This is a genomic window from Nocardioides sp. dk884 (assembly GCF_009557055.1).
Taxonomy (GTDB): domain Bacteria; phylum Actinomycetota; class Actinomycetes; order Propionibacteriales; family Nocardioidaceae; genus Nocardioides.
On the sequence record NZ_CP045649.1, the window covers coordinates 936,743 to 958,705 of the forward strand.

Below are 21,963 nucleotides of genomic sequence, written 5' to 3' on the forward strand. Positions count from 1 at the left end.
CAGGGCCGTAACCTGTAGGACGTGGCCGGACCGGACTTCGACGTCGAGATCAAGCAGCTCCAGGCAACCATGCGCACCATCGAGCAGGTGCTCGACGTGGATGCCATGAAGGTCGAGATCGCCGACCTCGGTGAGCAGGTGGGTGCCCCCGACCTGTGGGACGACCAGGCCAACGCCACGCGCGTGACCGGCCGGCTCTCCACCCTCCAGGGCGAGCTCGAGCGCTTCGAGAGCCTCGCGAGCCGCATCGAGGACGTCGGCCTGATGGCCGAGATGGCCCAGGAGGAGGGCGACGCCGAGGTGCTCGCCGAGGCGCAGATCGAGCTCGAACGCGTCAAGAAGTCCGTCGAGGGCCTCGAGGTCCGCACCCTGCTCTCCGGTGAGTACGACTCCCGCGAGGCCCTGGTGACCATCCGCGCCGGCGCCGGTGGCGTCGACGCCGCGGACTTCGCCGAGATGCTGATGCGCATGTACACGCGCTGGGCCGAGCAGCACAAGTACTCCGTCGAGGTCTTCGACACCTCCTACGCCGAGGAGGCCGGCCTGAAGTCGGCGACCTTCGCCATCCACGCGCCGTACGGCTACGGCACGCTGAGCGTCGAGGCCGGCACCCACCGCCTCGTGCGGATCAGCCCCTTCGACAACCAGGGCCGCCGCCAGACGTCGTTCGCCGCCGTCGAGGTGGTGCCGGTGCTCGAGCAGACCGACGAGATCGACATCCCCGACGAGGAGATCCGCGTCGACGTCTACCGCTCCGGTGGCCCGGGCGGTCAGTCGGTCAACACCACCGACTCCGCGGTCCGCCTGACTCACATCCCCACGGGCACCGTGGTGAGCTGTCAGAACGAGAAGAGCCAGCTGCAGAACAAGGCCAGCGCGATGGTCGTGCTCAAGGCCAAGCTGCTGGCCCGCAAGAAGGCCGAGGAGAAGGCGCACCTCGACGAGCTCAAGGGCGACGTGCAGGCCAGCTGGGGCGACCAGATGCGCAACTACGTGCTGAACCCCTACCAGGTCGTCAAGGACCTGCGCACCGGCTACGAGGTGGGCAACCCCAGCTCGGTGTTCGACGGCGACATCGACGGCTTCCTCGAGGCGGGCATCCGCTGGCGCCGCGGCGCCGAGAAGGCCGACGAGAACTAAAAGCCGACCGGCCACCGGCCGCGCCGCACACGACGTACGACAGGCCCCGCCTCCCGATCGGGAGGCGGGGCCTGTCGCGTCGAGGCGCCCCGGTGCCAGGGGTGTCAGTACGCCGAGCGGCGGCGCAGACGTGCCTCGGTGAGGGCCGGAGGTGCGTAACCCCGGTCCGCGTCGTTGATCGTGGTGCCCGGTGCGACGATCTCGTCGACGCGGTCGAGCACGTCGCGCGGCAGCGTCACCTTCACCGCGCCCAGCTGGGACTCCAGCTGCTCCATCGTGCGGGGACCGATGATGGCCGAGGAGACCGCCGGGTGCTCGAGCACGAACGCCAGCGCGAGGTGGATCAGCGAGACCCCGGCGTCGTCGGCGAGGTCCTGGAGCTGGTGCACCGCCTCGAGCTTGCGGGCGTTGGCCGGGTGGTGCGGGTCGTGGCGCCCGGGCTGGCGCGCGAGCCGCGAGGAGGTCACGGGCTCCTCGCCGCGGCGGTGGCGACCCGAGAGCCAGCCGCCGGCCAGCGGGCTCCACGGAAGGATCCCGAGGCCGTGCTTCTGCGCCGTCGGCAGCAGGTCGCGCTCGACCTCGCGGGCCAGGATCGAGTACGGCGGCTGCTCGGTCACCGGCCGCTCGCGGTGGCGGCGCTCGGCGACCCACTGCGCCTCGACCACCTGCGAGGGCAGGAAGGTGGAGGTGCCGATGTAGCGGATCTTGCCCTGGTGGACCAGGTCGGAGAGCGCCGAGAGGGTGTCGTCGATCGCGATCTCCGGGCGCGGGCGGTGCACCTGGTAGAGGTCGATGTGGTCGGTGCGCAGCCGGCGCAGCGAGGACTCGACCTCGCGGATGATCCAGCGCCGCGAGTTGCCGCCGTGGTTGGGGTCCTCATCCGACATCGAGCCGTGGAACTTGGTGGCCAGCACCACGTCCTCGCGGCGTCCCTTCAGGGCCCGGCCGACGATCCGCTCGGACTCCCCGCGGGAGTAGACGTCGGCGGTGTCGATGACGTTGATGCCGGCGTCCAGCGCCCGGTGGATGATCCGGATCGAGTCCTCGGCGTCGGGGTTGCCCCACTCGCCGAACATCATCGCGCCGAGGGTGAGCGGGCTGACCTTGACGCCGGTGGTGCCGAGGTCGCGCCAGTGCTCGGTGCTCATGCGGTCTCCTGTCGGGGTGTGGGGTGGGCGAAGAGGCTCGGGGGCCGCTCGAGGCCGAGGTGCTCGCGCAGCGTGGTGCCGTCGTACTCGTGGCGGAACAGCCCGCGCTCGCGCAGGATCGGCAGCACGCCCTCGACGAACCGGTCGAAGCCGCCGGTCAGCCACGGCGGCATGACGTTGAAGCCGTCGGCCGCGCCGCTCTCGTGCCACAGCTGCATCTGGTCGGCGACCTGCTCGGCGGTGCCGACCACCACCCGGTGCCCGCGGGCGCCGGCGAGGCGGTGCATGAGCTGGCGGATCGTCGGCTGCTCGCGCTCGACGATGTCGACGACGAGCTGCGCCCGGCTGGAGGCGCTGCGCTCGCCGTCGAGGCGCACGGCCTCGGCCGGGACCGGGCCGTCCAGGTCGTAGCCCGACAGATCGACGCCAAGGGTGTGGTGCAGCACCTCGAGCGAGTACGCCGGCTGGGTGAGCGCGTTGAGCCGGTCGTGCAGCACCCGGGCCTCGGCCTCCGTCGCGGCGATCACCGGGCTGATGCCCGGCAGTACCAGGACCGACCCGGGGTCGCGCCCGAGCCCGCGGGCACGCTCCTTGATGTCGGCGTAGAACTCCTGGGCGCTCGCCAGGGTCTGGTGGGCGGTGAAGATCGCCTCGGCCCAGCGCGCCGCGAAGCCGCGCCCGTCGTCGGAGGAGCCGGCCTGCACGTAGACCGGGCGGCCCTGCGGGGAGCGGGGCAGGTTGAGCGGTCCGGCGACCGAGAACTCCCGACCGACATGGTCGACGCGGTGGATCCGGTCGGTGTCGGCGAAGATCCCGCTGTCCTGGTCGATCACCAGCGCCTCGTCCTCCCAGCTGTCCCACAGCCGGGTGACCACCTCGAGGTACTCCTCGGCGCGGGCGTAGCGATCGGCGTGCGGCGGGTGCTCGGGGAGGCCGAAGTTGGCCGCCGCCCCCGCGGCGCCGGTGGTGACGATGTTCCAGCCGGCGCGGCCGTTGCTGAGGTGGTCGAGCGAGGCGAACTGCCGGGCCAGGTTGTAGGGCTCGGTGTAGGTCGTCGAGGCGGTGCCGATCAGCCCGATCCGGCTGGTCACCGCCGCGATCGCCGACATCCAGGTGAGCGGCTCGAGGCGGAACCGCGAGGCGTAGCGGATGTTGTCGGCCAGCGAGGGGCCGTCGGCGAAGAAGATCGCGTCGAGCTTCGCGCCCTCGGCCTTGCGGGCGAGCGCCTGGTAGTAGGTGATGTCCAGGACCCGGGAGATGTCGGTGTCGGGGTGGCGCCAGGCGGCCTCGTGGTGCCCGCCGGGGTAGAGGAACAGGTTCAGGTGCAGGCTCATGACGCGGCCTCCGTGCGGACGGCGTCCGCGTCGTCCACCACGCCGAGCTCGCCGAGCAGGCGGGTGCGCAGCGCGGCGAACTCGGGGTCGGCCTGCGAGCGGCGACCGCGCAGCTGCACGGTGAGGTCGGAGCGCACGACGCCGTCGTCGAGCACGATCACCCGGTCGGCCAGCACGATCGCCTCGTCCACGTCGTGGGTGACCAGCAGCACCGCGGGCCGGTGCGCCTCGCACAGGCGGCGCAGCAGCGTGTGCATGCGGATTCGGGTCAGCGCGTCGAGCGCGCCGAACGGCTCGTCGGCGAGCAGCAGGGCTGGTTCGCGGACCAGGGAGCGGGCCAGCGCGGCGCGCTGCTGCTCGCCTCCGGAGAGCTGGTGCGGCCAGGCGCGGTCGCGGCCGCCGAGGCCGACCTCCTCCAGGGCGGTGCGGCCCCGGGCCTGGGCGTGCTTGCCGGTGAGGCCGAGGACGACGTTGTCCAGGACCCGCTTCCACGGGAGCAGCCGGGAGTCCTGGAAGACCACCGAGACGTTGGTCGGGACCTCGATGGTGCCGTGGCCGGCGACGTCGCGGTCCAGCCCGGCGAGCGCGCGCAGCAGCGTGCTCTTGCCGCTGCCGCTGCGCCCGAGCAGGGCGACGAACTCGCCGGGGGCGATGTCGAGGTCGAGGCCGTTGAGCACGCCTCCGGCCTCGCTGAAGCGGCGGTGCAGGCCTCGGACCCGTACGGCGCTGCCGTGCGGCTCGTCGGGGCCGACGGGGGTGCCGGTGATGTCAGTGGTGGTGGCGGGCGTCAGCCCAGGGTGCGTCGCCATGTCAGGGCCTTCCTCTCGATCAGGCGGACGGTGCCGTCGGCGATGAGGCCGAGCGCGGCGTAGACGACCAGGCCGACGACGATCACGTCGGTCTGGCCATAGCTGGAGGCGAGCGTGATCATGTGGCCGATCCCGCTGGTGGCGTTGATCTGCTCGACCACGACGAGCGCGAGGATCGCGGAGGTCACCGCGAAGCGCAGGCCGAGCAGGAACCCGGGCATCGCCCCCGGGATGACGATGCTGCGGACGAACGCGGTGCGGCTCAGATCGACGGTCTCCGCCAGCTCGGCGTAGCGGCCCTCGATGGCGCGCAGGCCGTTGTGGGTGTGGATGTAGACGGGGACCAGCACGCCGAGCGCGATCGTGATGACCTTCATCTGCTCACCGATGCCGAACCACAAGATCAGCAGCGGGATCAGCGCCAGGCTCGGGATGGAGCGCTTGATCTGCACCGGTCCGTCGACCACCGACTCACCGAGCCGGGAGAGCCCGGCGGCGATGGCCAGCACCACGCCGACGACGGTGCCGAGCGCCAGGCCGAGCCCGGCGCGGACCGCGGAGGTCAACAGGCTGTCCTGGAGCCGGCCGCTCTCGATCAGGTCCCCGGCGGTGCGGACCACCGTCCACGGCTCGCTGAGCGTGCGCGGGTCGAGCAGGCCGGTGGCCGAGCCGACGCACCAGCCGACGACGAGCAGCACCGGGCCGAGCAGCACCGCGAACGGCACGCGTGGTCCGGGCCCGAGCCGGCGGCGTACGACGCGGGCGTCGACGGCGCTGGAGCCGTCATGGAGCGTCCGCTGGCCGCCGGTGGTGGGGGCGGTGCGGTCGAGGTGGGTAGCGGTCATGACGGGCTCCCTGCTGCGGTGGGTTCGCGGGTCGCCCCGCCGGCTGCCCCGCCGACGGCCTCGGCGATCGCTGCCTCGAAGCGGCGGTCGTAGAGCTCGCTGACGTCGAGCTCGTCGTGTCCCTGCTCGCGGGCGAGCAGGTCGGCGGTCGCCTGGTGGCGCGCGATCAGGTCGTCCCAGTCGGTCGGGATCTCGAAGGTGCCGAGCACCTCGACGACGTAGCGCGCGTCCTCGGGGGAGAGGCCCTCGTGATCGACATAGAAGGCCTGGGCGAACTCCTCGGGGTGCTCGTTGATCCACTCCTGCGCCCGGGCCCAGAGCGCGGCGTACTTCTTGGCGGCGGCGGCCTTGTGGGCGTCCTCGACCACCTCGACCGGCGCGTAGAGCACCCAGGCGTCGTCGCGGACCCCGGAGGGGATGGTCGCGGCGCCGTCGCGCTCGTACTTCGCGAGGTAGGTCTTGGCCAGCGTCGGCTGGAGCGGCGCGACGTCGACCTGCTTGCTGCCCAGCGCGTTGACGAAGGAGTCGTCGACGCTGGTCATCTCGACCAGCTCGACGTCGTCCTGCGCCAGCCCGGCCTTCTCCAGCACGCGCAGCACGAGCGCGCCCTGGGCCTGGCCGGGGGAGTAGGCGATCTTCTTGCCGGCCAGGTCGTCGAGGTCGGCGACCTCGGTGCCCGGCGCGATCCCGAGCGCGTACGTCGGGTGCTCGAGGGGGTCGACGGTCTCGCGGGTGGCGAGGATGCGCACCTCGGTGCCGGTCCAGGTGGCGAAGAGCGGCGGGATGTCGGCCACGGCGCCGACGTCGAGGGCGTCGGCGCGGAACGCCTCGAGGGTCTTGGGACCGCCGTTGATGTTGGCCCACTCGATGTCGAAGTCGATCTCGTCGATGAGGCCGGACACCTCGAGCGCGGTCTGGGTGGCCGGGTCGCCGACGCGCAGCACCGTCTCCTCGGGGACCTCGTCGGGCACGTCGGCGCTGGTGTCGAGCTCCGGTCCGGCGGCCTCGGAGGAGCACCCGGCCAGCACCAGGGCGGAGACGGCCATGGCCAGCGAGACGCTGAGGCGGCGGCGCGGTCGTCGGTGACGCCGGCGGGGGGTGGACGACATGGTTCTCCTTCGAGTTATGCGATAAAGTCCACTGAATTAATGCATATAAGAGAGGCGGGTGTCACTCTCGCGGTGCCACGATCTGGCGACAGGTTTGGCCGATCCCCTGCCGCGTGGACCCGGCGCAGACGACGAAGCGCCCACCCGGAGGTCCGGGTGGGCGCTCGTGCGGCTCGCGTCAGGCGGAGGTGGCGAGGGCGACCGCGGCGCACCAGCGCCCGGCGCGGTCCACCAGCTCCTCGCGAGGGGCGTCGCGGTCGCGCAGCGAGCAGGTCAGCCAGGCGTCGCCGAACAGTCCGCGCCAGGAGATCTCGAGCCCGCGGTCGGTGCGGCAGGCCAGGCCCACCGACGCCACGCCGTACGACGGGGCGTCGGGCAGCGGGCTGCAGCCCTCGACCTTGCGGGCGGAGGTCGCGGCTGCGCGGGCCTGCCCGGGGGCGACCGGCGGGGCGAAGACCCAGGCACGCGCGGTGGCGTCGCCGCCGGTCCAGGAGCAGCCGTGCTCGTGGGCCACGTCGCGCACGCCCTCGGCGAGCTCGGCGCGGTCCCCGGGAGCGTGGGCGGTCTCACGCTGCGGCTCGGCGTCGAGCGCGGCGACCACGCTCTGCGGCGCGACGGTGGCGCAGAACGACTCGCGGCGTACCACCAAGGTGGAGGTGTCGAGGTCGGCCAGGGTGATGCTGGGCGACACGGCCGGGGCGTCCTCGCCCTCGGCGGAGGGGGAGCGGTCCACGGCCAGCGCGAGCACGCCGGCCAGCACCACGAGCCCGGTGAGAGCGATCGCGGCGACGACGAGCGTCAGGGGCCGGGCGGAGCTGTGCACCCCGACACGATACGGAAGCGCGATCCCCGCATCCTCCTCCGGCTCGCGTACCGTCTGGGACGTGATTCGATTCGAGAAGGTCACCAAGACCTACCCCGGCACGGGCAGCCCCGCCCTCGACCAGGTGTCGATCGACGTCGAGAAGGGCGAGTTCGTCTTCCTCGTCGGCACCTCCGGGTCCGGCAAGTCGACCGCGCTGCGCCTGGTGCTGCGCGAGACGCGCCCCACGTCGGGCCGCGTCTACGTCGCCGGCAAGGAGATCAACCGGCTCGCCGGCTGGAAGGTCCCCCGGCTGCGCCGCCAGATCGGCACGGTGTTCCAGGACTTCCGGCTGCTGCCCAACAAGACCGTCTCCGAGAACGTCGCCTTCGCCCTGCAGGTGATCGGCCGCACCCGCGCCGAGATCGCCAGCCTGGTCCCCGAGACCCTGGAGCTGGTCGGGCTCGAGGGCAAGGGCGACCGGCTGCCCGACGAGCTGTCCGGCGGCGAGCAGCAGCGCGTCGCCATCGCCCGCGCGTTCGTCAACCGGCCGATGATCCTGATCGCCGACGAGCCCACCGGCAACCTGGACCCGTCGACCTCGGTCGGCATCATGAAGCTGCTCGACCGCATCAACCGCACCGGTACGACGGTGCTCATGGCCACCCACGACCACGGCATCGTCGACCAGATGCGCAAGCGCGTCATCGAGCTCGACCACGGCCGGGTCGTGCGCGACCAGGCCCAGGGCGTCTACGGCTTCCAGCACTGACACCCGCGGCCAGCCGCTCGCCGCGCCGACACGCGCGGGGACGGTGGCGGCCGCCCGTCGTACGTCCCGAGATCCATCCTGATCAGGAGTCCTTCCGACCTCATGCAGCTGCGCTACGTCTTCTCCGAGCTCCGTCAGGGGCTGCGCCGCAACCTGTCGATGCACGTCGCGGTCGTCCTCACCCTCTTCGTCTCCCTCACGCTCGTGGCCCTCGGCGTCCTGCTGAACCAGCAGGCCGACCGGGCGGCGGAGCGCTACGGCAACGAGCTCCAGATCGCCGTCTACCTGTGCCGCGAGGACGACCAGTCGCCGTCGTGCAACACCGCGGCGACCGACCCGCAGAAGGAGGAGATCCAGGCCGTCATCGACGACAACGCCGAGGTGGCCTCCTCCGACTTCGAGACGCGGGAGGAGGCCTTCGACAAGATGCGGGAGCTCTTCGACTTCCCCGACGAGTACTTCGAGGGCTCCGACCCGGTCATGACGGCCGAGAACATGCCCGAGGCGATCTGGATCACCCTGAAGAACCCGAAGGAGTCGGCCGGCATCACCAGCGCGGTGGCCGGCCTGCCGGGCGTGAGCCGGGTGGTGGACAACCGCGAGGTCGTGGTGCGCATCTACGACACCCTCGACGTGCTGCAGAAGGGCGCGCTGGCGGTCGCGGGCTTCCTGGTGCTGGCCGCGCTGCTGCTGGTCGCCAACACGATCCGCCTGGCGGCGTTCGCGCGACGCAAGGAGATCGGCATCATGCGGCTGGTCGGCGCCTCCACGCTCTACATCACCTTGCCGTTCCTCCTCGAGGCGCTGGTGACCGCCGTGATCAGCGTGGTCCTGGCCGGCGGCGCGCTCGCGGCGCTGATGAAGTTCGGCGTGCAGGACAAGCTCGCGGACTCCCTGGCGTTCATCCCCTGGATCGGCTGGCCCGAGCTGACGACCTCCGTGGTGGTGATCGCGATCCTCGGTCCGCTGCTCACGCTGGTGCCGACACTCCTGCTGACGCGCAAATACCTCAAAGTCTGATCGCGGACGCCTAACGTGGGCGCGGGTTCTTCCCCGAGCTCTCCCGAGTTTCCCCGATCAGTTAAGGCAGACCTGGTGCGCATCTTCCCCCGCGCCTCGCGTTCCCGCATGGCCTCACTCGCGCTCGCCGGCGCACTTCTCGCCGGCTCCGCCGCGGTCCCGTTGGCCCAGGCGGCCGACGACGAGCTCAAGCAGGAGCAGAGGAAGGTCGAGAAGCAGCTCGACCACGCCCACGACGAGCTCGAGCACTCCAGTGCCCGGGCCCGCCGCACCGCGGCCGCGCTCGAGGCCTCGGTCGCCGAGCTGACCCAGGCGCGCGCCGCCCTCGACACCGCCCGGGCCCGGGTCACCGCGGCCAAGGCGCGCGATGAGCAGATGCAGGTGCGCCTCGCCGCCGCCGAGGAGCGGCTGCGGGTGGCCCGCGCCGAGGTCGCCGCCGGTCAGCGGGCCGTCGCCGACCAGCGCGCCTCGGTCGTCGACACCGTCACCTCCATCTACCAGGAGGGCGACCCCGAGATGCTCGCGGTCTTCTCGATCCTGGAGTCCCAGAGCCCCAGCGACCTGATGCGCGGCGTCGAGGCCCGCAAGACGGTGGTCGGCAACGAGACCGCGGCGTACGACGAGCTGCGCGCGACCGAGGTGCTGCTCAAGGTCCGCGAGACGCGGGTCGAGGAGGCCCGCGCCGAGGTCGCCGAGCAGCGCCGCGAGGCGGCCGCACACCTGCGCACGATGCGCGGGCTGCACGTCGAGGCCCGCGAGGCCCGCGCCGCCGTCCGCACCCGCGTCGAGGCCCGGCGCACCGCGCAGCGCACGGCGTACGCCGCCAAGCAGCGCGACCAGCGCGTGCTGGACCGCCTCGAGCAGCGCGAGGAGCGGATCCGGCGCCAGATCCTGGCTGCCGCCGCGAAGTCGCGCGGGGGCTACCGCGGCAACGCCGGCGGGTTCTTCGACAACCCCGCGCCGGGTAGCTACCAGACCTCGCCCTTCGGCTACCGCAAGCACCCGATCTACGGCTACTGGGGCCTGCACGACGGCACCGACTTCGGCGCCGCGTGCGGGACGCCGATGCGCGCGGTCGCCGACGGCACCGTGGCCTCGAGCTACTACTCCCAGGTCTACGGCAACCGGCTGCACCTCAACGTCGGCAACGTCAACGGCCAGTACGTCACGGCCGTCTACAACCACGCCACGAGCTACACCGTGAGCGCCGGCCAGCGCGTCTCGCGCGGGCAGGTCATCGGCTACGTCGGCTCGACCGGCTGGTCGACCGGGTGCCACCTGCACTTCACGGTGCTGGTCAACGGCAACGCGTCGGACCCGATGAACTACCTCTGAGCCTCGCGCGGTGGCGCCGGGGACCCTCCGGCGAACAACCCGGTTGCGGCGGTTGACACAATCAGCCCCATGGCCAGGGAGCAGGGGCAGAAGATGGTCGCCCAGAACAAGAAGGCGCGCCACGACTACCACATCGAGGACACCTTCGAGGCCGGCCTGGTGCTGCAGGGAACCGAGGTGAAGTCCCTGCGGCAGGGCCGGGCGTCGCTGGTCGACGGGTTCGTCGACATCGACCGTGGTGAGGCGTGGCTGCACGGCGTCCACATCCCCGAGTACTCCCAGGGCACCTGGACCAACCACTCGGCGCGGCGCAAGCGCAAGCTGCTGCTCAACCGCGTGGAGATCGACAAGATCGAGCGGCGGGTCAACGAGAAGGGCCTGACGGTGGTGCCGCTGTCGCTGTACTTCAAGGACGGCCGGGCCAAGGTCGAGATCGCCCTGGCCAAGGGCAAGAAGTCGTGGGACAAGCGCCAGAGCATCGCCGAGCGCACCGCGGACCGGGAGAAGGAGCAGGCCCTCGGCCGCCACCTCAAGGGCATGAAGGACTGAGCGCTGCCCGGTTTCGGGCATGACACGGGACGGCGCCCCGGGTGCACCATGGAGGATGGCCGACCCGCTGTGGAGCACCGTCGCATCCGAGCGGCGTGAGCTCGCCGACCTGCTCGACACCCTGGGCCCGGAGCAGTGGTCCACCCCGAGCCTGTGCGCGGCGTGGACGGTGCATGGTGTGGTCGCCCACCTGGTCAGCGTGCAGGCCAGCGGCGTGCTGGGGTTGGCGCGCGCGGCGGTGCGCGGCGTGGGCAGCCCCTCGGCGGTGATCGAGTACCTCGCCGACCAGTACGTCGAGCGCGAGTCCGCCGAGCTGGTCGAGCTGCTGCGCGAGCACGCCGAGGGCCGGGTCGCGCCGCCCGGCATGGGCGCTCGGGCCGCGATGACCGAGGTGATGGTGCACCGCGTGGACATCGCGTTCCCGCTGGGGCTGTCCGTCGAGCGGCCCGCGGAGCTGTGGCGCCCGGTCCTGGAACTGCTCGGCGGCCGCGCCCCGCGGCTCGGCACCATGCTGGAGGGCCGCCCCGAGGCGTCGTACGTCGCGAGCGACCTGGACTGGCGCAGCGGGACCGGTCCGGAGGTCACCGCCCCGGCCGAGGCGCTCGCCACGGTGCTCGCCGGGCGCGCCGCGGAGGTGGGTCGGCTCACCGGGCCCGGCACGGCCGCCGTACGCGCCTGGGTCACCGGCTGACCCACGCGGGCCGACCCACGCGGTCGCGGACGGGTGACCCGGCGCGGTTACCGTGGCGGCCATGGACTCCGGCACGCTGATCGACGTCGTCCTCATCGTGGCCTTCATCTTGATGGGCGGGGTGTTCGCCGCCACCGAGATAGCGCTGGTCTCGCTGCGCGAGGGCCAGATCGCCAAGCTGGAGGGGGAGGGCGGGCGCGGCGGATCGGTCGCCAGCCTCGCCCGGGACCCCAACCGGTTCCTCTCCGCGGTGCAGATCGGCGTGACCGTCGCCGGGTTCTTCTCCGCGGCGTTCGGCGCCTCCACGCTGGCCCCGCAGTTCGCGCCGTCGCTGGAGGACCTCGGGGTGCCTGCGGCGGAGACGGTGTCGCTGGTGGCGACGACGCTGGTGGTCTCCTACCTCTCCCTGGTGCTGGGCGAGCTGGTGCCGAAGCGGCTCGCGCTGCAGCGCTCGATGGGGTTCTCCCGGGTGCTGGCGCCGCCGCTGGGGCGCTTCGCGACGCTGATGACGCCGGTCATCTGGCTGCTGTCGGTCTCGACCAACCTGCTGGTGCGGCTGCTCGGCGGCAACCCCGACGCGGCCTCCGACGAGATCGACGAGGACGAGCTGCGCGGGATGATCTCGGGGCACACCGCGATCCCCGCCGAGGAGCGCGCGATCGTCGAGGAGGTCTTCGAGGCCGGCGACCGCTCGGTGAAGGAGGCGATGTGTCCGCGCCCCGACGTGGTGTTCCTGCCCGGTGAGATCACCCTCGCCGAGGCCGTCGAGATCATGGCGGCCAGCCCCTACACCCGCTACCCGGTCACCGGCCGCGACTTCGACCAGGTGATCGGCTACGTCCACCTGCGCGACCTGCTCGGGCGCGGCGACCTCGGCGAGGTGCGGGTGGCCGAGGTGGCGCGTGAGCTGCTGGTGCTGCCGGCGACCAACCGGGTGCTGCCGACGCTCAGCCGGATGCGTCGCGAGCGCGCCCACATCGCCCTGGTGGTCGACGAGTACGGCGGCACCGACGGCATCGTCACCCTCGAGGACCTGATCGAGGAGCTGATCGGCGAGATCCGTGACGAGTACGACGACGACGAGGCCGAGCCCGACAGCCTCGCGCCGGGTCGCGAGGTCTCCCTCGACGGCGGCCTGACCCTCGAGGAGTTCCACGATCGCACCGGCATCGAGCTGCCCGACGGCGCCTACGAGACCGTCGCCGGCTACCTGCTCGCGCGGCTGACCCGGATGGCGGCCGTGGGCGACCGGGTGACGGTCGACGGGCACGTCATCGAGGTCGAGGCGGTCGAGGACCGCCGGATCACCCGCGTCCGCGTCCGCGCCGCCACCCCCGGCGACCCCGCTCCCGCCGACTGACGGTCGAGTCGAGACTTCCGACCGGTCGAATCGAGACCTCCGACCGGTCGAGTCGAGACTTCGGGCGCCATTCGCGCCGACTCGGCGCGCCATTCGCGCCGACTCGGCGAAAGGGGGTCAGCGGCCGAAGGCCTCGCGCCAGACCTCGGCGTCCGCGTCGGCGTAGGTCAGCTCGTCCTCGGGCTTCATCCGCCAGACCTGCGGGGAGTCCAGGGGCGGCAGCTCGCGGCCGTTGGCCGTCGGCGGGTCGACGTCCTCGCGGGCGGGGTAGTCGCCGACCGCGGAGATCACCGACTGCCCGCGCTTCGACAGTGCGTAGTTGATGAAGACCTCGGCGGCCTCCGGGTGCGCGGTGTCGGCGGCCTCGGCGATGAAGAAGCTGAACAGCACCAGCCCCTCCTCCGGTACGACGTACTCCAGCGGAGCGGCGTCCTCGGCGACTGCCACGTTGACCGCGGCGGTGCCGGCCGTGGCGAGCATGAGCTCGCTGCGCGCGAGCGCCTCCTGCCGCTGGCCGCCGCTGTCGTAGATCGTGGGCTGCTGCGCGGCCAGCTTGTCCCAGTAGTCCGGGTCGACCTCCTCGGTGACGAACCGGTTCAGCGCGATCGAGGAGCCGCCGGCGGTGCCGGAGGTCAGACCGATCCTGCCCTTGTACGCCGGGTCGAGCAGGTCGGTCCACGACGTCGGGGCGTCCTCCTCGCTCACCTGGTAGGTGTTGTAGGCGAAGGTGATCACGACGTTGGCGAAGGTCGTGAAGTGGTCGTCGTCGAGGACCAGGTCGCTGTCCGGCTCGAGGGTGGCCGGCACGTGCGGGCTCAGGATGCCGGCCTCGGTGAGCTCGCGGGCGACCTTGTAGTCCGAGGTGATGATGACGTCGGCGCCGAGCTGACCGGCTCCGGCCTCCGACTGGATCCGCTCGGAGAGCTTGTTGGCCACGTCGCGCACGTACTCCACCTCGATGCCGGTGTCGGCGGTGAAGGTGTCGTTGAAGGCCTGCTGGTTGGCCTCCTGGTAGCCGGTGTAGACGGTGATCTTCTGCTCCTGGGCGGCCTCCCAGGTGGCTTGGTCGGCGATCCGCTCACCGTCGATCACCAGGCCCGAGGAGGTGTCGACGTCGGCCTTCGCGCTGACGACGTGGCTGGAGCTGGCTGCGGAGCAGGAGGTGAGGGTCGCGGCGAGCGCGAGGGAGAGCGCCGGGACGAGTGCGGCGGTACGACGCATCGAAGGACCTTTCGTCGGGGGAAGCAGGGAGTGCGCGGGACGGTCGACAGCCCGAGACCGGCTCAGGAGCCGTCGCGGGCGCGGCGTTCGCGCGCACCGACGACCTGCGTCGCGATCGCGAGGGCGGCGATGATCAGCGTGAAGATCAGGCTGATCGCGGCGGAGTAGCTGATGCTGCCGTTCTCGAAGCTGTGGAAGACCAGGATCGAGAGCACCCGGGTGTCGGAGGTGTAGAGGAACAGCACCGCGCTCATCTCGCGCAGGCCGAGCATCAGCAGCATCAGCAGCGTGGACACGATGCCCGTGCGCATCAGCGGGGCCGTCACGTTGCGGACCGCGCGCCACCGGCTGGCGCCGAGCATGACCGCGCTGTTCTCCAGGTCGGGGTCGAGCTGGAGCATCGAGGACGACACGCTGCGGTAGCCCTGCGGCATGTTCACCGCGACGGTGGCGATCACGAGGATCGCGAGCGTGCCGTAGACCGGGAACGGCAGGCTCAGCCAGGCCCACAGGATGCCCATGCCCAGCACGACCTGCGGGATCGCCAGCGGCATCATGCTGGTCTGCTCCAGGAACGGGCCGAACCGGGTCCGCGAGCGGTAGCGCACGTAGGACACGGCGAAGGCCAGTGCGGTGCCGACCACCGCGGCGAGCAGGGCCAGCGTGACCGAGTTGGTCGTGGAGGTGCGGAAGTCGGACTGGCTGATCGCCTGGGCGAAGCGGTCGAGGGAGAACCCGCGGCTGAACAGGTCGGCGAAGGTGTTGGCGTACGGCGCGCCCGAGGTCGCGGTGACCAGCAGCGCGCCCACCGGGAGGACGACGGCGAGCAGGAAGTAGAGGACCGCGAAGCCGGTCGCCACCCAGCGCAGCCCGCGCAGCGGGACCGGGCGCGGGCGGTTGCCCTTGCCGGTGAGGGTGGTGAACCGCTTGCGGGCCACGATCCGCTGCTGACCCCAGGTCACCAGTGCGACGGCGAGGGTCAGCGCGATCGCGATCGCCGCCGCGGCGTTGGGCCGCGGGTTGCCCGCCATCAGCCGGTAGATGTAGGTCGGCAGCGTCTCGATGTCGCCGGGGTTGCCCAGGATCGCGTTGACGGGGAAGTTCTCCACGGCCAGCACGAAGCTGAGGATCGCCGCGCCGGCGAGCGCGGGGATCGCCAGCGGCAGGGTCACCGTGCGGAACATCGACCCGAGCCCGGCGCCGTGCACAGCAGCCGCCTCCTCGAGGTCGGCGTTCATCATCGCGAAGGAGCTGTAGGTCAGCATGAACGTGTACGGCGCGTAGTACAGGCCGAGCACGAAGATCAGCCCGCCGTAGGAGTAGGCGTCGAGGGTGAGGCCGATGCCGACCTCGCGCAGCGCCATGTTGAGGTGGCCGGAGATCGGGCTGGCCAGGATCGACCAGGCCAGCGCCCCGACGATTGCGGGCAGGAACATCGGCGCGATCCCCGCGACGTACACGAACCGGCGCCACGGCGCGTCGGTGCGCGCGGCGATGAAGGCGAGGCTGGCGCCGATCAGCAGCGACAGGACGGCGGCGCCCACGCCGACCCCGAGGGAGTTGAGCAGGCTCTCCACGGCCTGGGAGGTGCCCAGGATCTCGAAGTTCTCGAGGGTGAAGCCGCCGAGGCCGGCGCCGCCCGGGCGGGGCACGCGGGTGGTGAAGGCGGCCAGGATGATGAACAGGACCGGCAGGATCACCACGAGGAACAGCAAGGCCGCCAGCACCAGCGCCGGGATCTCGCGACGTACGCCGCGCAGCCCGCGGCGCAGGTTGGGGCGGCGCCGCGCGGGCGCGCCGGCGGGACGGTCGGCCGCGGGGGCGGGGCGCTCCGGGGCGTCGATGCTCATGCGGCCACCTCGTTGCCGTTCGCCGCACGTGCGACGGCCCGGGCGGGCAGGATCTGCACGTCGCTCGCGGACACCTCGGCCCAGACGGTCTCGCCGACCTCGAGGCGGCGCCCGGCGGCGGTCGGGACCACCACGTCGAGCTCCAGGCCGGTCGCGAGCTCGACGGAGTAGCGCACGCTGCCGCCCTGGAAGCTGCTGACGCGCACGGTGCCGGGCCAGCTGTTCGGTCCGGCGGCGCCGTCGGTGACCAGCCGGACGTCCTCGCTGCGGATGCACGCGGAGAGGTCCTCGGCGTCGGGCGCTGGCTGGGAGCTGGTCACGACCAGGTCGGTGCCGGCCAGCACGTGCGCGCCGTCGCGGGCGGCGACGGGGTGCACGTTGGCGACGCCGAGGAAGTGGGCGATCGAGGAGCTGCGCGGGTGGTGGTACATCGCCGACGGCTCGTCCATCTGCACGATCAGCCCGTCCTGCATGAGCGCGATGCGGTCGGCGAGCGCGAAGGCCTCGGTCTGGTCGTGGGTGACGTAGACGGTGGTCAGCCCCAGGCGCAGCTGAAGGTCGCGCAGCTCGATGCGGAGCCGGTCGCGCAGGCGGGCGTCGAGGTTGGACAGCGGCTCGTCGAGCAGCAGCACCGAGGGGCGCATCACCAGGCTGCGGGCGAGGGCGACGCGCTGCATCTGCCCGCCGGAGAGCAGGCTCGCGCCGCGGTGGGCGAAGTCCTCGAGCCCGACCAGCTCCAGGGTCTCGCCCACGCGCTGCTCGATCTCGGCGCGCGGGGTCTTCTGCAGCTTCAGCGAGTACGCGACGTTCTGGAACACGGTCATGTGCGGCCACACGGCGTAGGACTGGAAGACCATGCCGACGTTGCGCTTGTTCGGGGGCAGGTTGATGCCCCGCTCGGCGTCGAAGACCACGGTGTCGCCGATGGTGATCCGGCCGCTGGTGGGCTCCTCGAGCCCGGCGATGCACCGCATCGTCGTGGTCTTGCCGCATCCGGACTTGCCGAGGAGTACGACGGACTCGCGGTCGGAGATCTCCAGGAACATGTCGTCGATGGCCGTGACCTGGCCGTACTGCAGGCGAAGGTTCTCGATCGTGATTCTCACTGAGGCTCCTGGGGTGGGGGGAGGACGACGCGACCGTCCGTGCGGGGCACCACGCACGGACGGCAGGGGAGGGGGAGTCGGCGGCGCTGAGGGGGACGCCGCCGGGACGTGACCTGGGATACTAGAAACCTTCGACGGGCCCGCGCCGCCCCCAATTCCGCGCAGTGATCGAAGCGCGTGCCCGCCCGCCTGAGCGTCTTGTCGCGCCGTTCGGCTGTGTCGAACGCCGCGGCACCGAGCCGGTCCAGGGCTCGCGCGAATCCCGGGTGCGCGGGGCTGGTGGTGGCGTCTACACTGGCCACGTTGACAACTACAGAGGGGCTGATCGGTTTCGACTTGGGACGTTAGTTCCAAGGGAAGCGGGTCGAGGAGCCAGCGACATCTCGTAAACGATCGCTGGAAAACAACAACTGCCAACGCTAAGCGCAGTTCCTTCGCTCTCGCCGCCTGAGCGGTGATCGAAGCGTCAGACCGGGCATCCGTCTCCGTCCCGGACCCTGGCGTCATCTAGGAGACTTGCTGCTCACTCCGTGTCGCGGAGGGTGAGCGGGACTATTCCGTGACTGAGCCTGTCGGGGACGTGTCCGTGCGAGCCCCGGGGCCGAGAAAAGCGACATCACGGACTGCACCCGGAGAAGACTTGGTTCGACGCTCGAGGACCGGGGTTCGATTCCCCGCAGCTCCACAGATCAGCAGATCCCCTTCTGGACGAGGGCCCGCCGCATCCGCGGCGGGCCCTCGTTGTCATGTCCGCAGGTCGGGCGCTCCGGGCTGCCGCGGTGCCCCGTCGTTCCAGCGGTCCCAGGTCTGCAGGACCCAAAAGGTCGCCAGCCAGAAGATCAACCACGCCTCGACCCAGAATGTCGGGTGCGTGTCGGCGAGGAGATGGACCACGACCGCGCCGATCGCCATGACGCCCGACAGCGTGCCGTAGGCGAGTGCCCACCGCCGGTCACGGCTGCCACCGCGTTCACCCTCGCCACGGAGCTTGTGCACCGCGATCGCGACGATGGCCCCGACGATGAGGACGAAGAGCACGATCGCGGCGTACATGTGAGCGTGCTCGAAGATCCAGCTCCTGTCCTGGGAGAACTTGTAGACACCGAACGCCCACAGCGCGAACGCGGTCGCCCAGGGGATCCAGTACGCCGGGGGATGCGCGGCTGCCGAGGTCCAGGTCGTCGAGGCCGTCGAGCCACCGCGCGAAAGCCGGGCGATGAGCTGACCGATGACGCCCATGACCAGCACGCTCGCGAGCATCAGGCCGATGACCGCCAGGTAGGCGAACAGGTTGTTCGACACCGCCGTGTGGCTGGCCTGGATGAGCGCCTCCTGCTCGGCCTGCGTCCGCACTTTCGCGCCCGCCGGGTCCCTGAGACCGCACTTGTTCGTCTCGGCCGTGGGCACGAACGCGACCACAGGTGCCAGGATCCCCGCCAGGTTGAGAAGGCTGTCCTCCCACAGGGACTTGCCCCACAACGCCACCATGACCAGCCCTAGCGTGACCAGGGCGCCGACGAACACCGACCGCACCGGTGTGTAGTAGTAGGCGCTGATCGAGCCCTGGAGGCAGCTGCCCGCGCGGTCGTACTCCTTCCACAGCGAGGCCGCCAGGAGGGCGATGACCCCGACCGCGCCAAGCCGCAGGAACCGGTAGGTCCGAAGCGCCATCGGCGGAGGCTCATGCGCAGCCGGGGGCTGTCCTCCGCCGGGCGGTGCGGGCCGGGGCATGACGTCTGCCATCGCGTCCTCCTCACCATGGTCCGTCGTGCTCGGACGAAGGCCCGGACGCGGCGGGGTCGTGACGCTCTTTCCGAGTCTTGCGCCGACGCCGTACTGCCCGGCCGCGCAACCGGGGCCTTTCCCCAGGACTAGGGACCACGCGCCAGTTGCTCTTCTGCGGGCCCGTGCCGGCGGGTTGCTAGCGTCCGGCTATGACACCGGGAGTCCTGTTCGACCTCGACGGCACGCTCGTGGATCACCGGGCCGCCGCCGATGCTGCCGTGGCGGAGTGGGTGGCCCGGTACGGCGGGCGGCGCGATGCGGCGGATGATGCCGTCGCCGAGTGGGGCCGGCTCGAGGGCCTGCACTTCGCGGCCTACCTGCGGGGCGAGGCGACGTTCCAGGAGCAGCGCCGCGGCAGGATCGCCGAGTTCCTGGCCTTCCTCGGACGTCCGGTCCCGGACGCCGACGCGATGGACAGACTGTTCCAGTCGTATCTCGACCTGTACGAGGCCGCGTGGGTCGCCTACGACGACGTGGTGCCCGCGCTGGACCTGCTCGCTGCCTCCGGCGTCGCGCTCGGGGTGCTCACCAACGGGGACGAGGCGCAGCAGCGCGCCAAGCTGCGCGCCGTCGGCCTGCTCGACCGCTTCGACTGCGTGGTCGCCTCGTCCTCGCTGCCGGCCGCGAAGCCTGATGCGACGGCCTTCGTCGCCGCGTGCGAGCGGCTGGGGAGGCCTCCGGGCTCGGTGTCCTACGTGGGCGACAACCTCCACACGGATGCGTTGGCCGCCGCCCAGGCGGGGCTGCGCGGGGTGTGGTTGAACCGGCTGTCGGAGGATCCGCACGTGCAGCCGGAAGCCACCATCAGGAGTCTCCTCGAGATCGAGGCCCTTCTCGGCTAGTGCTGTCGGGCGGCGGGTCCCGGGCAATCGGACCGGTGCCACCGGGGGAGAACCGTCCTACAGTGGAGAGCTAGGGCGCTCGGGCCCAGGGCAGCTGCTTTCGCCGTACGGCGTCCGCGCCAGGTTCGCGCGGAACGGCGCAACGGCAAGGAGATGCCATGTCAGCCCAAGGCACCCCGCAGGATCCCGAGCAGCCCGGCCCCACCAGCAGGGGATCCACGCCGGCGCTGGCGATCGACCCGCGGCGCTCGATGGTCCGGGCCGTGGCCTGGGTCCTCGGCGTGCTGTTCTTGCAGTTCGCGTTCATCTACAGCTATGTCGCGGCGTTCCACGACCCCACGCCGCACCAGCTCGAGGTGCAGGTGGTCGCGCCGGAGTTCGGCGGCAGCCAGGCCCAGCAGCTGGTCGACCAGCTCAACGGGCTCTCCGGCGACCCCCTGGACGCCTCGCTCGCGGATTCCGAGTCGGAGGCGCGCGAGGACGTCCGCGATGGCGACGACGTCGCGGCCCTCGTGCTGCGCCCGGCGAAGAGCACCGACCTGTTGCTGATCGCCTCCGGCGGCGGTGTCTCGGTCGAGGAGGCCGCCTCGGGAGTCCTCACCCAGGTGGTCGAGGAGCAGCGGCGGGGCGTGGAGAAGGAGGACCTGGTGCCGCTGCAGAGCGGCGACGCCCGCGGCCTCACCGGCTTCTACCTCGTGGTCGGCTGGGCAGTCGGGGCCTACCTCTTCCCGACCGTGGTGGCGCTGGCGCGCGGGGACCGGCCCCGCTCGGTGCGCACGGCGCTGATCCGGCTGGCCGCGCTGGTGCCCTACGCCCTGGCCTCCGGGTTCGGCGGCGCGCTGATCGTCGGCCCGCTGCTGGACGCCCAGACCGGGCACTTCTGGCAGCTCGGCCTGCTCGGAACGGCCGTGTCGTTCTCGATCGCCGCGCTGGCGATCGGGCTCGAGGCGCTGCTCGGGGTGATCGGGATCGGGGTGACGCTGCTGCTCATCGTGATCATCGGCAACCCGAGCTCGGGCGGGGCGTTCCAGGCCGGCGTGATGCCCGCCTTCTGGCGGGTGGTCGGCGAGTGGATCCCGACCGGCGCCGGCGTGGACGGGGTGCGCCAGATCGTCTACTTCGGCTCCGACGACCTGACCCGGCCGCTGCTCGTGCTCGCGGCGTACGCCGTGGCGGGCATCGTCCTCACGCTGCTCGTCTCAGGGCGGGGCCGGCGACCGGAGCTGTTGATGAGCGCCTGATCCGGTCGCCCGAGAGTCGGCATCATGGCGGAGCAGCCCGCACCTGCTGGTGACGTCCCGCGCGCACACCCCGCGCGCTGGGCGCTGCGCCAGGTCGAGCGGTCCGGGCTGTTCACGACCCGGGTGACCTGGCGGGCCCCGGACGGCACGATGGCCCGGTGGGAGTCGCGCTCGGCACGACGCCGGGGGCGCGTGGAGCTGCTCGACGCGACGGGAAGGACCACCGGCTTCGTCGAGGCGGCGCCGGCGACCGCCCGCCGACTGGCTCGGGCCAACCTGCTGGCCGGGACCGCCTTCATCGTCGGTGGCGGCCTCTTCGCGCTCGGTGCGCTGCTAGCGCAGCTCGACGTCGGCAGTGTGCGGCACGTCGACACGGTGTACCTCGTCGGCGGGGCCTTCTTCAGCGTCGGCGGCTACGTGTCGTTGCTGCAGGCCTCCAACACGCCCACCGACCTCGACGAGAACGGCTCGCTGTCCTCGCCGCGGTGGCGTTGGTTCGCCCTCGAGCCCCGCCAGATCGGCTGGTTGAGCGCGGCGGTGCTGTTCACTGGCACGCTCGTCTTCGGGGCCAGCCTCGTGGCGGCGTTCGCCTCGCACCTCACGCCTCGCCAGACCGACGGTTGGATCTGGCTCCCGGACATCGTCGGCTGTGTCTGCTTCCTTGTCTCGGGCCACCTCGCCCTCGTCGAGGTCGGGCACGGGGTGATCTGGCGGATCGTCAACGACCTCGGCTGGTGGATCGTCGGGGTGAACCAGCTCGGGTCGATCATCTTCTTCGTGGCCGGGCTCGCCTCGTTCACCCTCCCGGCCACCTCCACCGACCTGGACCCGGGCCTGGCCAACTGGGGAACCTTTGCCGGCTCGGTGTGCTTCGCCGTGGCCGGGGGGCTGCAGCTGTTCGAACGGCCGAAGGCCAGCCCAGCGCCGACTCGCCACCGGCGCTGAGCGACGCCTCCCGCCCGGCGCGGACAGCGCCGTGACGCCGCGCCGACGCCCTAGCATGC

20 protein-coding genes and 1 other RNA gene are annotated in these 21,963 nt (G+C 71.7%); 11 read left to right on the forward strand and 10 right to left on the reverse strand.

What is annotated here, in order from left to right:
- Positions 1–21 precede the first annotated feature (21 nt).
- Entirely contained in the window at positions 22–1,140 is a 1,119-nt protein-coding gene (gene prfB / locus GFH29_RS04585; protein WP_153322249.1) for a peptide chain release factor 2, read from the forward strand.
- A gap of 104 nt (positions 1,141–1,244) precedes the next feature.
- On the opposite strand, the gene GFH29_RS04590 is transcribed toward prfB, so the two are convergent.
- The 6 genes from GFH29_RS04590 to GFH29_RS04615 form a co-directional block, all read right to left on the reverse strand.
- Positions 1,245–2,288: an aldo/keto reductase gene (locus tag GFH29_RS04590; protein WP_153322250.1), complete on the reverse strand. Its 1,044-nt coding sequence runs from the start codon at positions 2,286–2,288 to the stop codon at positions 1,245–1,247.
- Complete coding sequence (locus tag GFH29_RS04595) at positions 2,285–3,622, reverse strand: LLM class flavin-dependent oxidoreductase (protein WP_153322251.1); 1,338 nt, start codon at positions 3,620–3,622, stop codon at positions 2,285–2,287. Before GFH29_RS04595 ends, GFH29_RS04590 begins: the two co-directional genes overlap by 4 nt.
- Positions 3,619–4,431, reverse strand: a complete 813-nt coding sequence (locus GFH29_RS04600) for an ABC transporter ATP-binding protein (RefSeq protein WP_153322252.1) — start codon at positions 4,429–4,431, stop codon at positions 3,619–3,621. Before GFH29_RS04600 ends, GFH29_RS04595 begins: the two co-directional genes overlap by 4 nt.
- Positions 4,410–5,276 (reverse strand): ABC transporter permease, encoded by an 867-nt coding sequence (locus GFH29_RS04605; protein WP_153322253.1) that lies wholly within the window; start codon positions 5,274–5,276, stop codon positions 4,410–4,412. The genes GFH29_RS04600 and GFH29_RS04605 overlap by 22 nt, the downstream gene beginning before the upstream one ends.
- Positions 5,273–6,385 (reverse strand): ABC transporter substrate-binding protein, encoded by a 1,113-nt coding sequence (locus tag GFH29_RS04610; protein ID WP_228387765.1) that lies wholly within the window; start codon positions 6,383–6,385, stop codon positions 5,273–5,275. The genes GFH29_RS04605 and GFH29_RS04610 overlap by 4 nt, the downstream gene beginning before the upstream one ends.
- 178 nt (positions 6,386–6,563) lie before the next feature.
- A complete protein-coding gene (locus GFH29_RS04615) occupies positions 6,564–7,208 on the reverse strand; it encodes a hypothetical protein (RefSeq protein WP_153322254.1) in 645 nt (214 codons plus the stop codon).
- Positions 7,209–7,269: 61 nt separating this feature from the next.
- On the opposite strand from GFH29_RS04615, the gene ftsE reads away from it, so the two are divergent.
- The 6 genes from ftsE to GFH29_RS04645 all read left to right on the forward strand — a co-directional run bounded on the left by ftsE (position 7,270) and on the right by GFH29_RS04645 (position 12,914).
- A complete protein-coding gene (ftsE, locus tag GFH29_RS04620) occupies positions 7,270–7,959 on the forward strand; it encodes a cell division ATP-binding protein FtsE (protein ID WP_153322255.1) in 690 nt (229 codons plus the stop codon).
- A gap of 102 nt (positions 7,960–8,061) precedes the next feature.
- Positions 8,062–8,979, forward strand: coding sequence for a permease-like cell division protein FtsX (gene ftsX, locus GFH29_RS04625; RefSeq protein ID WP_153322256.1), 918 nt, complete (start codon positions 8,062–8,064; stop codon positions 8,977–8,979).
- A gap of 108 nt (positions 8,980–9,087) precedes the next feature.
- A complete protein-coding gene (locus tag GFH29_RS04630; RefSeq protein WP_153322257.1) occupies positions 9,088–10,314 on the forward strand; it encodes a M23 family metallopeptidase in 1,227 nt (408 codons plus the stop codon).
- Positions 10,315–10,383: 69 nt separating this feature from the next.
- Positions 10,384–10,863: an SsrA-binding protein SmpB gene (gene smpB, locus GFH29_RS04635; RefSeq protein ID WP_153322258.1), complete on the forward strand. Its 480-nt coding sequence runs from the start codon at positions 10,384–10,386 to the stop codon at positions 10,861–10,863.
- A 55-nt stretch (positions 10,864–10,918) separates the two neighbouring features.
- Positions 10,919–11,554 carry a maleylpyruvate isomerase family mycothiol-dependent enzyme gene (locus GFH29_RS04640; protein WP_194288917.1) on the forward strand — a complete coding sequence of 212 codons (636 nt, stop codon included), beginning with the start codon at positions 10,919–10,921 and terminating at the stop codon, positions 11,552–11,554.
- 61 nt (positions 11,555–11,615) lie between these two features.
- Positions 11,616–12,914 carry a hemolysin family protein gene (locus GFH29_RS04645; protein WP_153322260.1) on the forward strand — a complete coding sequence of 433 codons (1,299 nt, stop codon included), beginning with the start codon at positions 11,616–11,618 and terminating at the stop codon, positions 12,912–12,914.
- Positions 12,915–13,031: 117 nt separating this feature from the next.
- Here the strand turns inward: GFH29_RS04645 and GFH29_RS04650 are convergent, their stop codons facing one another.
- The 3 genes from GFH29_RS04650 to GFH29_RS04660 form a co-directional block, all read right to left on the reverse strand.
- Positions 13,032–14,135 carry an ABC transporter substrate-binding protein gene (locus tag GFH29_RS04650; RefSeq protein WP_153322261.1) on the reverse strand — a complete coding sequence of 368 codons (1,104 nt, stop codon included), beginning with the start codon at positions 14,133–14,135 and terminating at the stop codon, positions 13,032–13,034.
- A gap of 62 nt (positions 14,136–14,197) precedes the next feature.
- Positions 14,198–15,985: an ABC transporter permease gene (locus tag GFH29_RS04655; protein ID WP_153322262.1), complete on the reverse strand. Its 1,788-nt coding sequence runs from the start codon at positions 15,983–15,985 to the stop codon at positions 14,198–14,200.
- The gene (locus GFH29_RS04660) at positions 15,982–17,091 is read right to left on the reverse strand and encodes an ABC transporter ATP-binding protein (protein ID WP_153322263.1); all 1,110 of its coding nucleotides are present in this window, start codon (positions 17,089–17,091) and stop codon (positions 15,982–15,984) included. Before GFH29_RS04660 ends, GFH29_RS04655 begins: the two co-directional genes overlap by 4 nt.
- A 317-nt stretch (positions 17,092–17,408) precedes the next feature.
- Between GFH29_RS04660 and ssrA the strand changes: the two genes are divergently transcribed.
- Positions 17,409–17,779: a transfer-messenger RNA gene (ssrA, locus tag GFH29_RS04665) on the forward strand.
- A gap of 56 nt (positions 17,780–17,835) precedes the next feature.
- Here ssrA and GFH29_RS04670 read toward each other — a convergent pair.
- A complete protein-coding gene (locus tag GFH29_RS04670) occupies positions 17,836–18,834 on the reverse strand; it encodes a hypothetical protein (RefSeq protein ID WP_153322264.1) in 999 nt (332 codons plus the stop codon).
- Positions 18,835–19,025: 191 nt separating this feature from the next.
- On the opposite strand from GFH29_RS04670, the gene GFH29_RS04675 reads away from it, so the two are divergent.
- The 3 genes from GFH29_RS04675 to GFH29_RS04685 all read left to right on the forward strand — a co-directional run bounded on the left by GFH29_RS04675 (position 19,026) and on the right by GFH29_RS04685 (position 21,904).
- The gene (locus GFH29_RS04675; RefSeq protein WP_153322265.1) at positions 19,026–19,718 is read left to right on the forward strand and encodes an HAD family hydrolase; all 693 of its coding nucleotides are present in this window, start codon (positions 19,026–19,028) and stop codon (positions 19,716–19,718) included.
- 158 nt (positions 19,719–19,876) lie between these two features.
- Positions 19,877–20,959, forward strand: coding sequence for an ABC transporter permease (locus GFH29_RS04680; protein WP_228387766.1), 1,083 nt, complete (start codon positions 19,877–19,879; stop codon positions 20,957–20,959).
- A gap of 24 nt (positions 20,960–20,983) precedes the next feature.
- Positions 20,984–21,904: a hypothetical protein gene (locus GFH29_RS04685; RefSeq protein ID WP_194288918.1), complete on the forward strand. Its 921-nt coding sequence runs from the start codon at positions 20,984–20,986 to the stop codon at positions 21,902–21,904.
- Positions 21,905–21,963 lie beyond the last annotated feature (59 nt).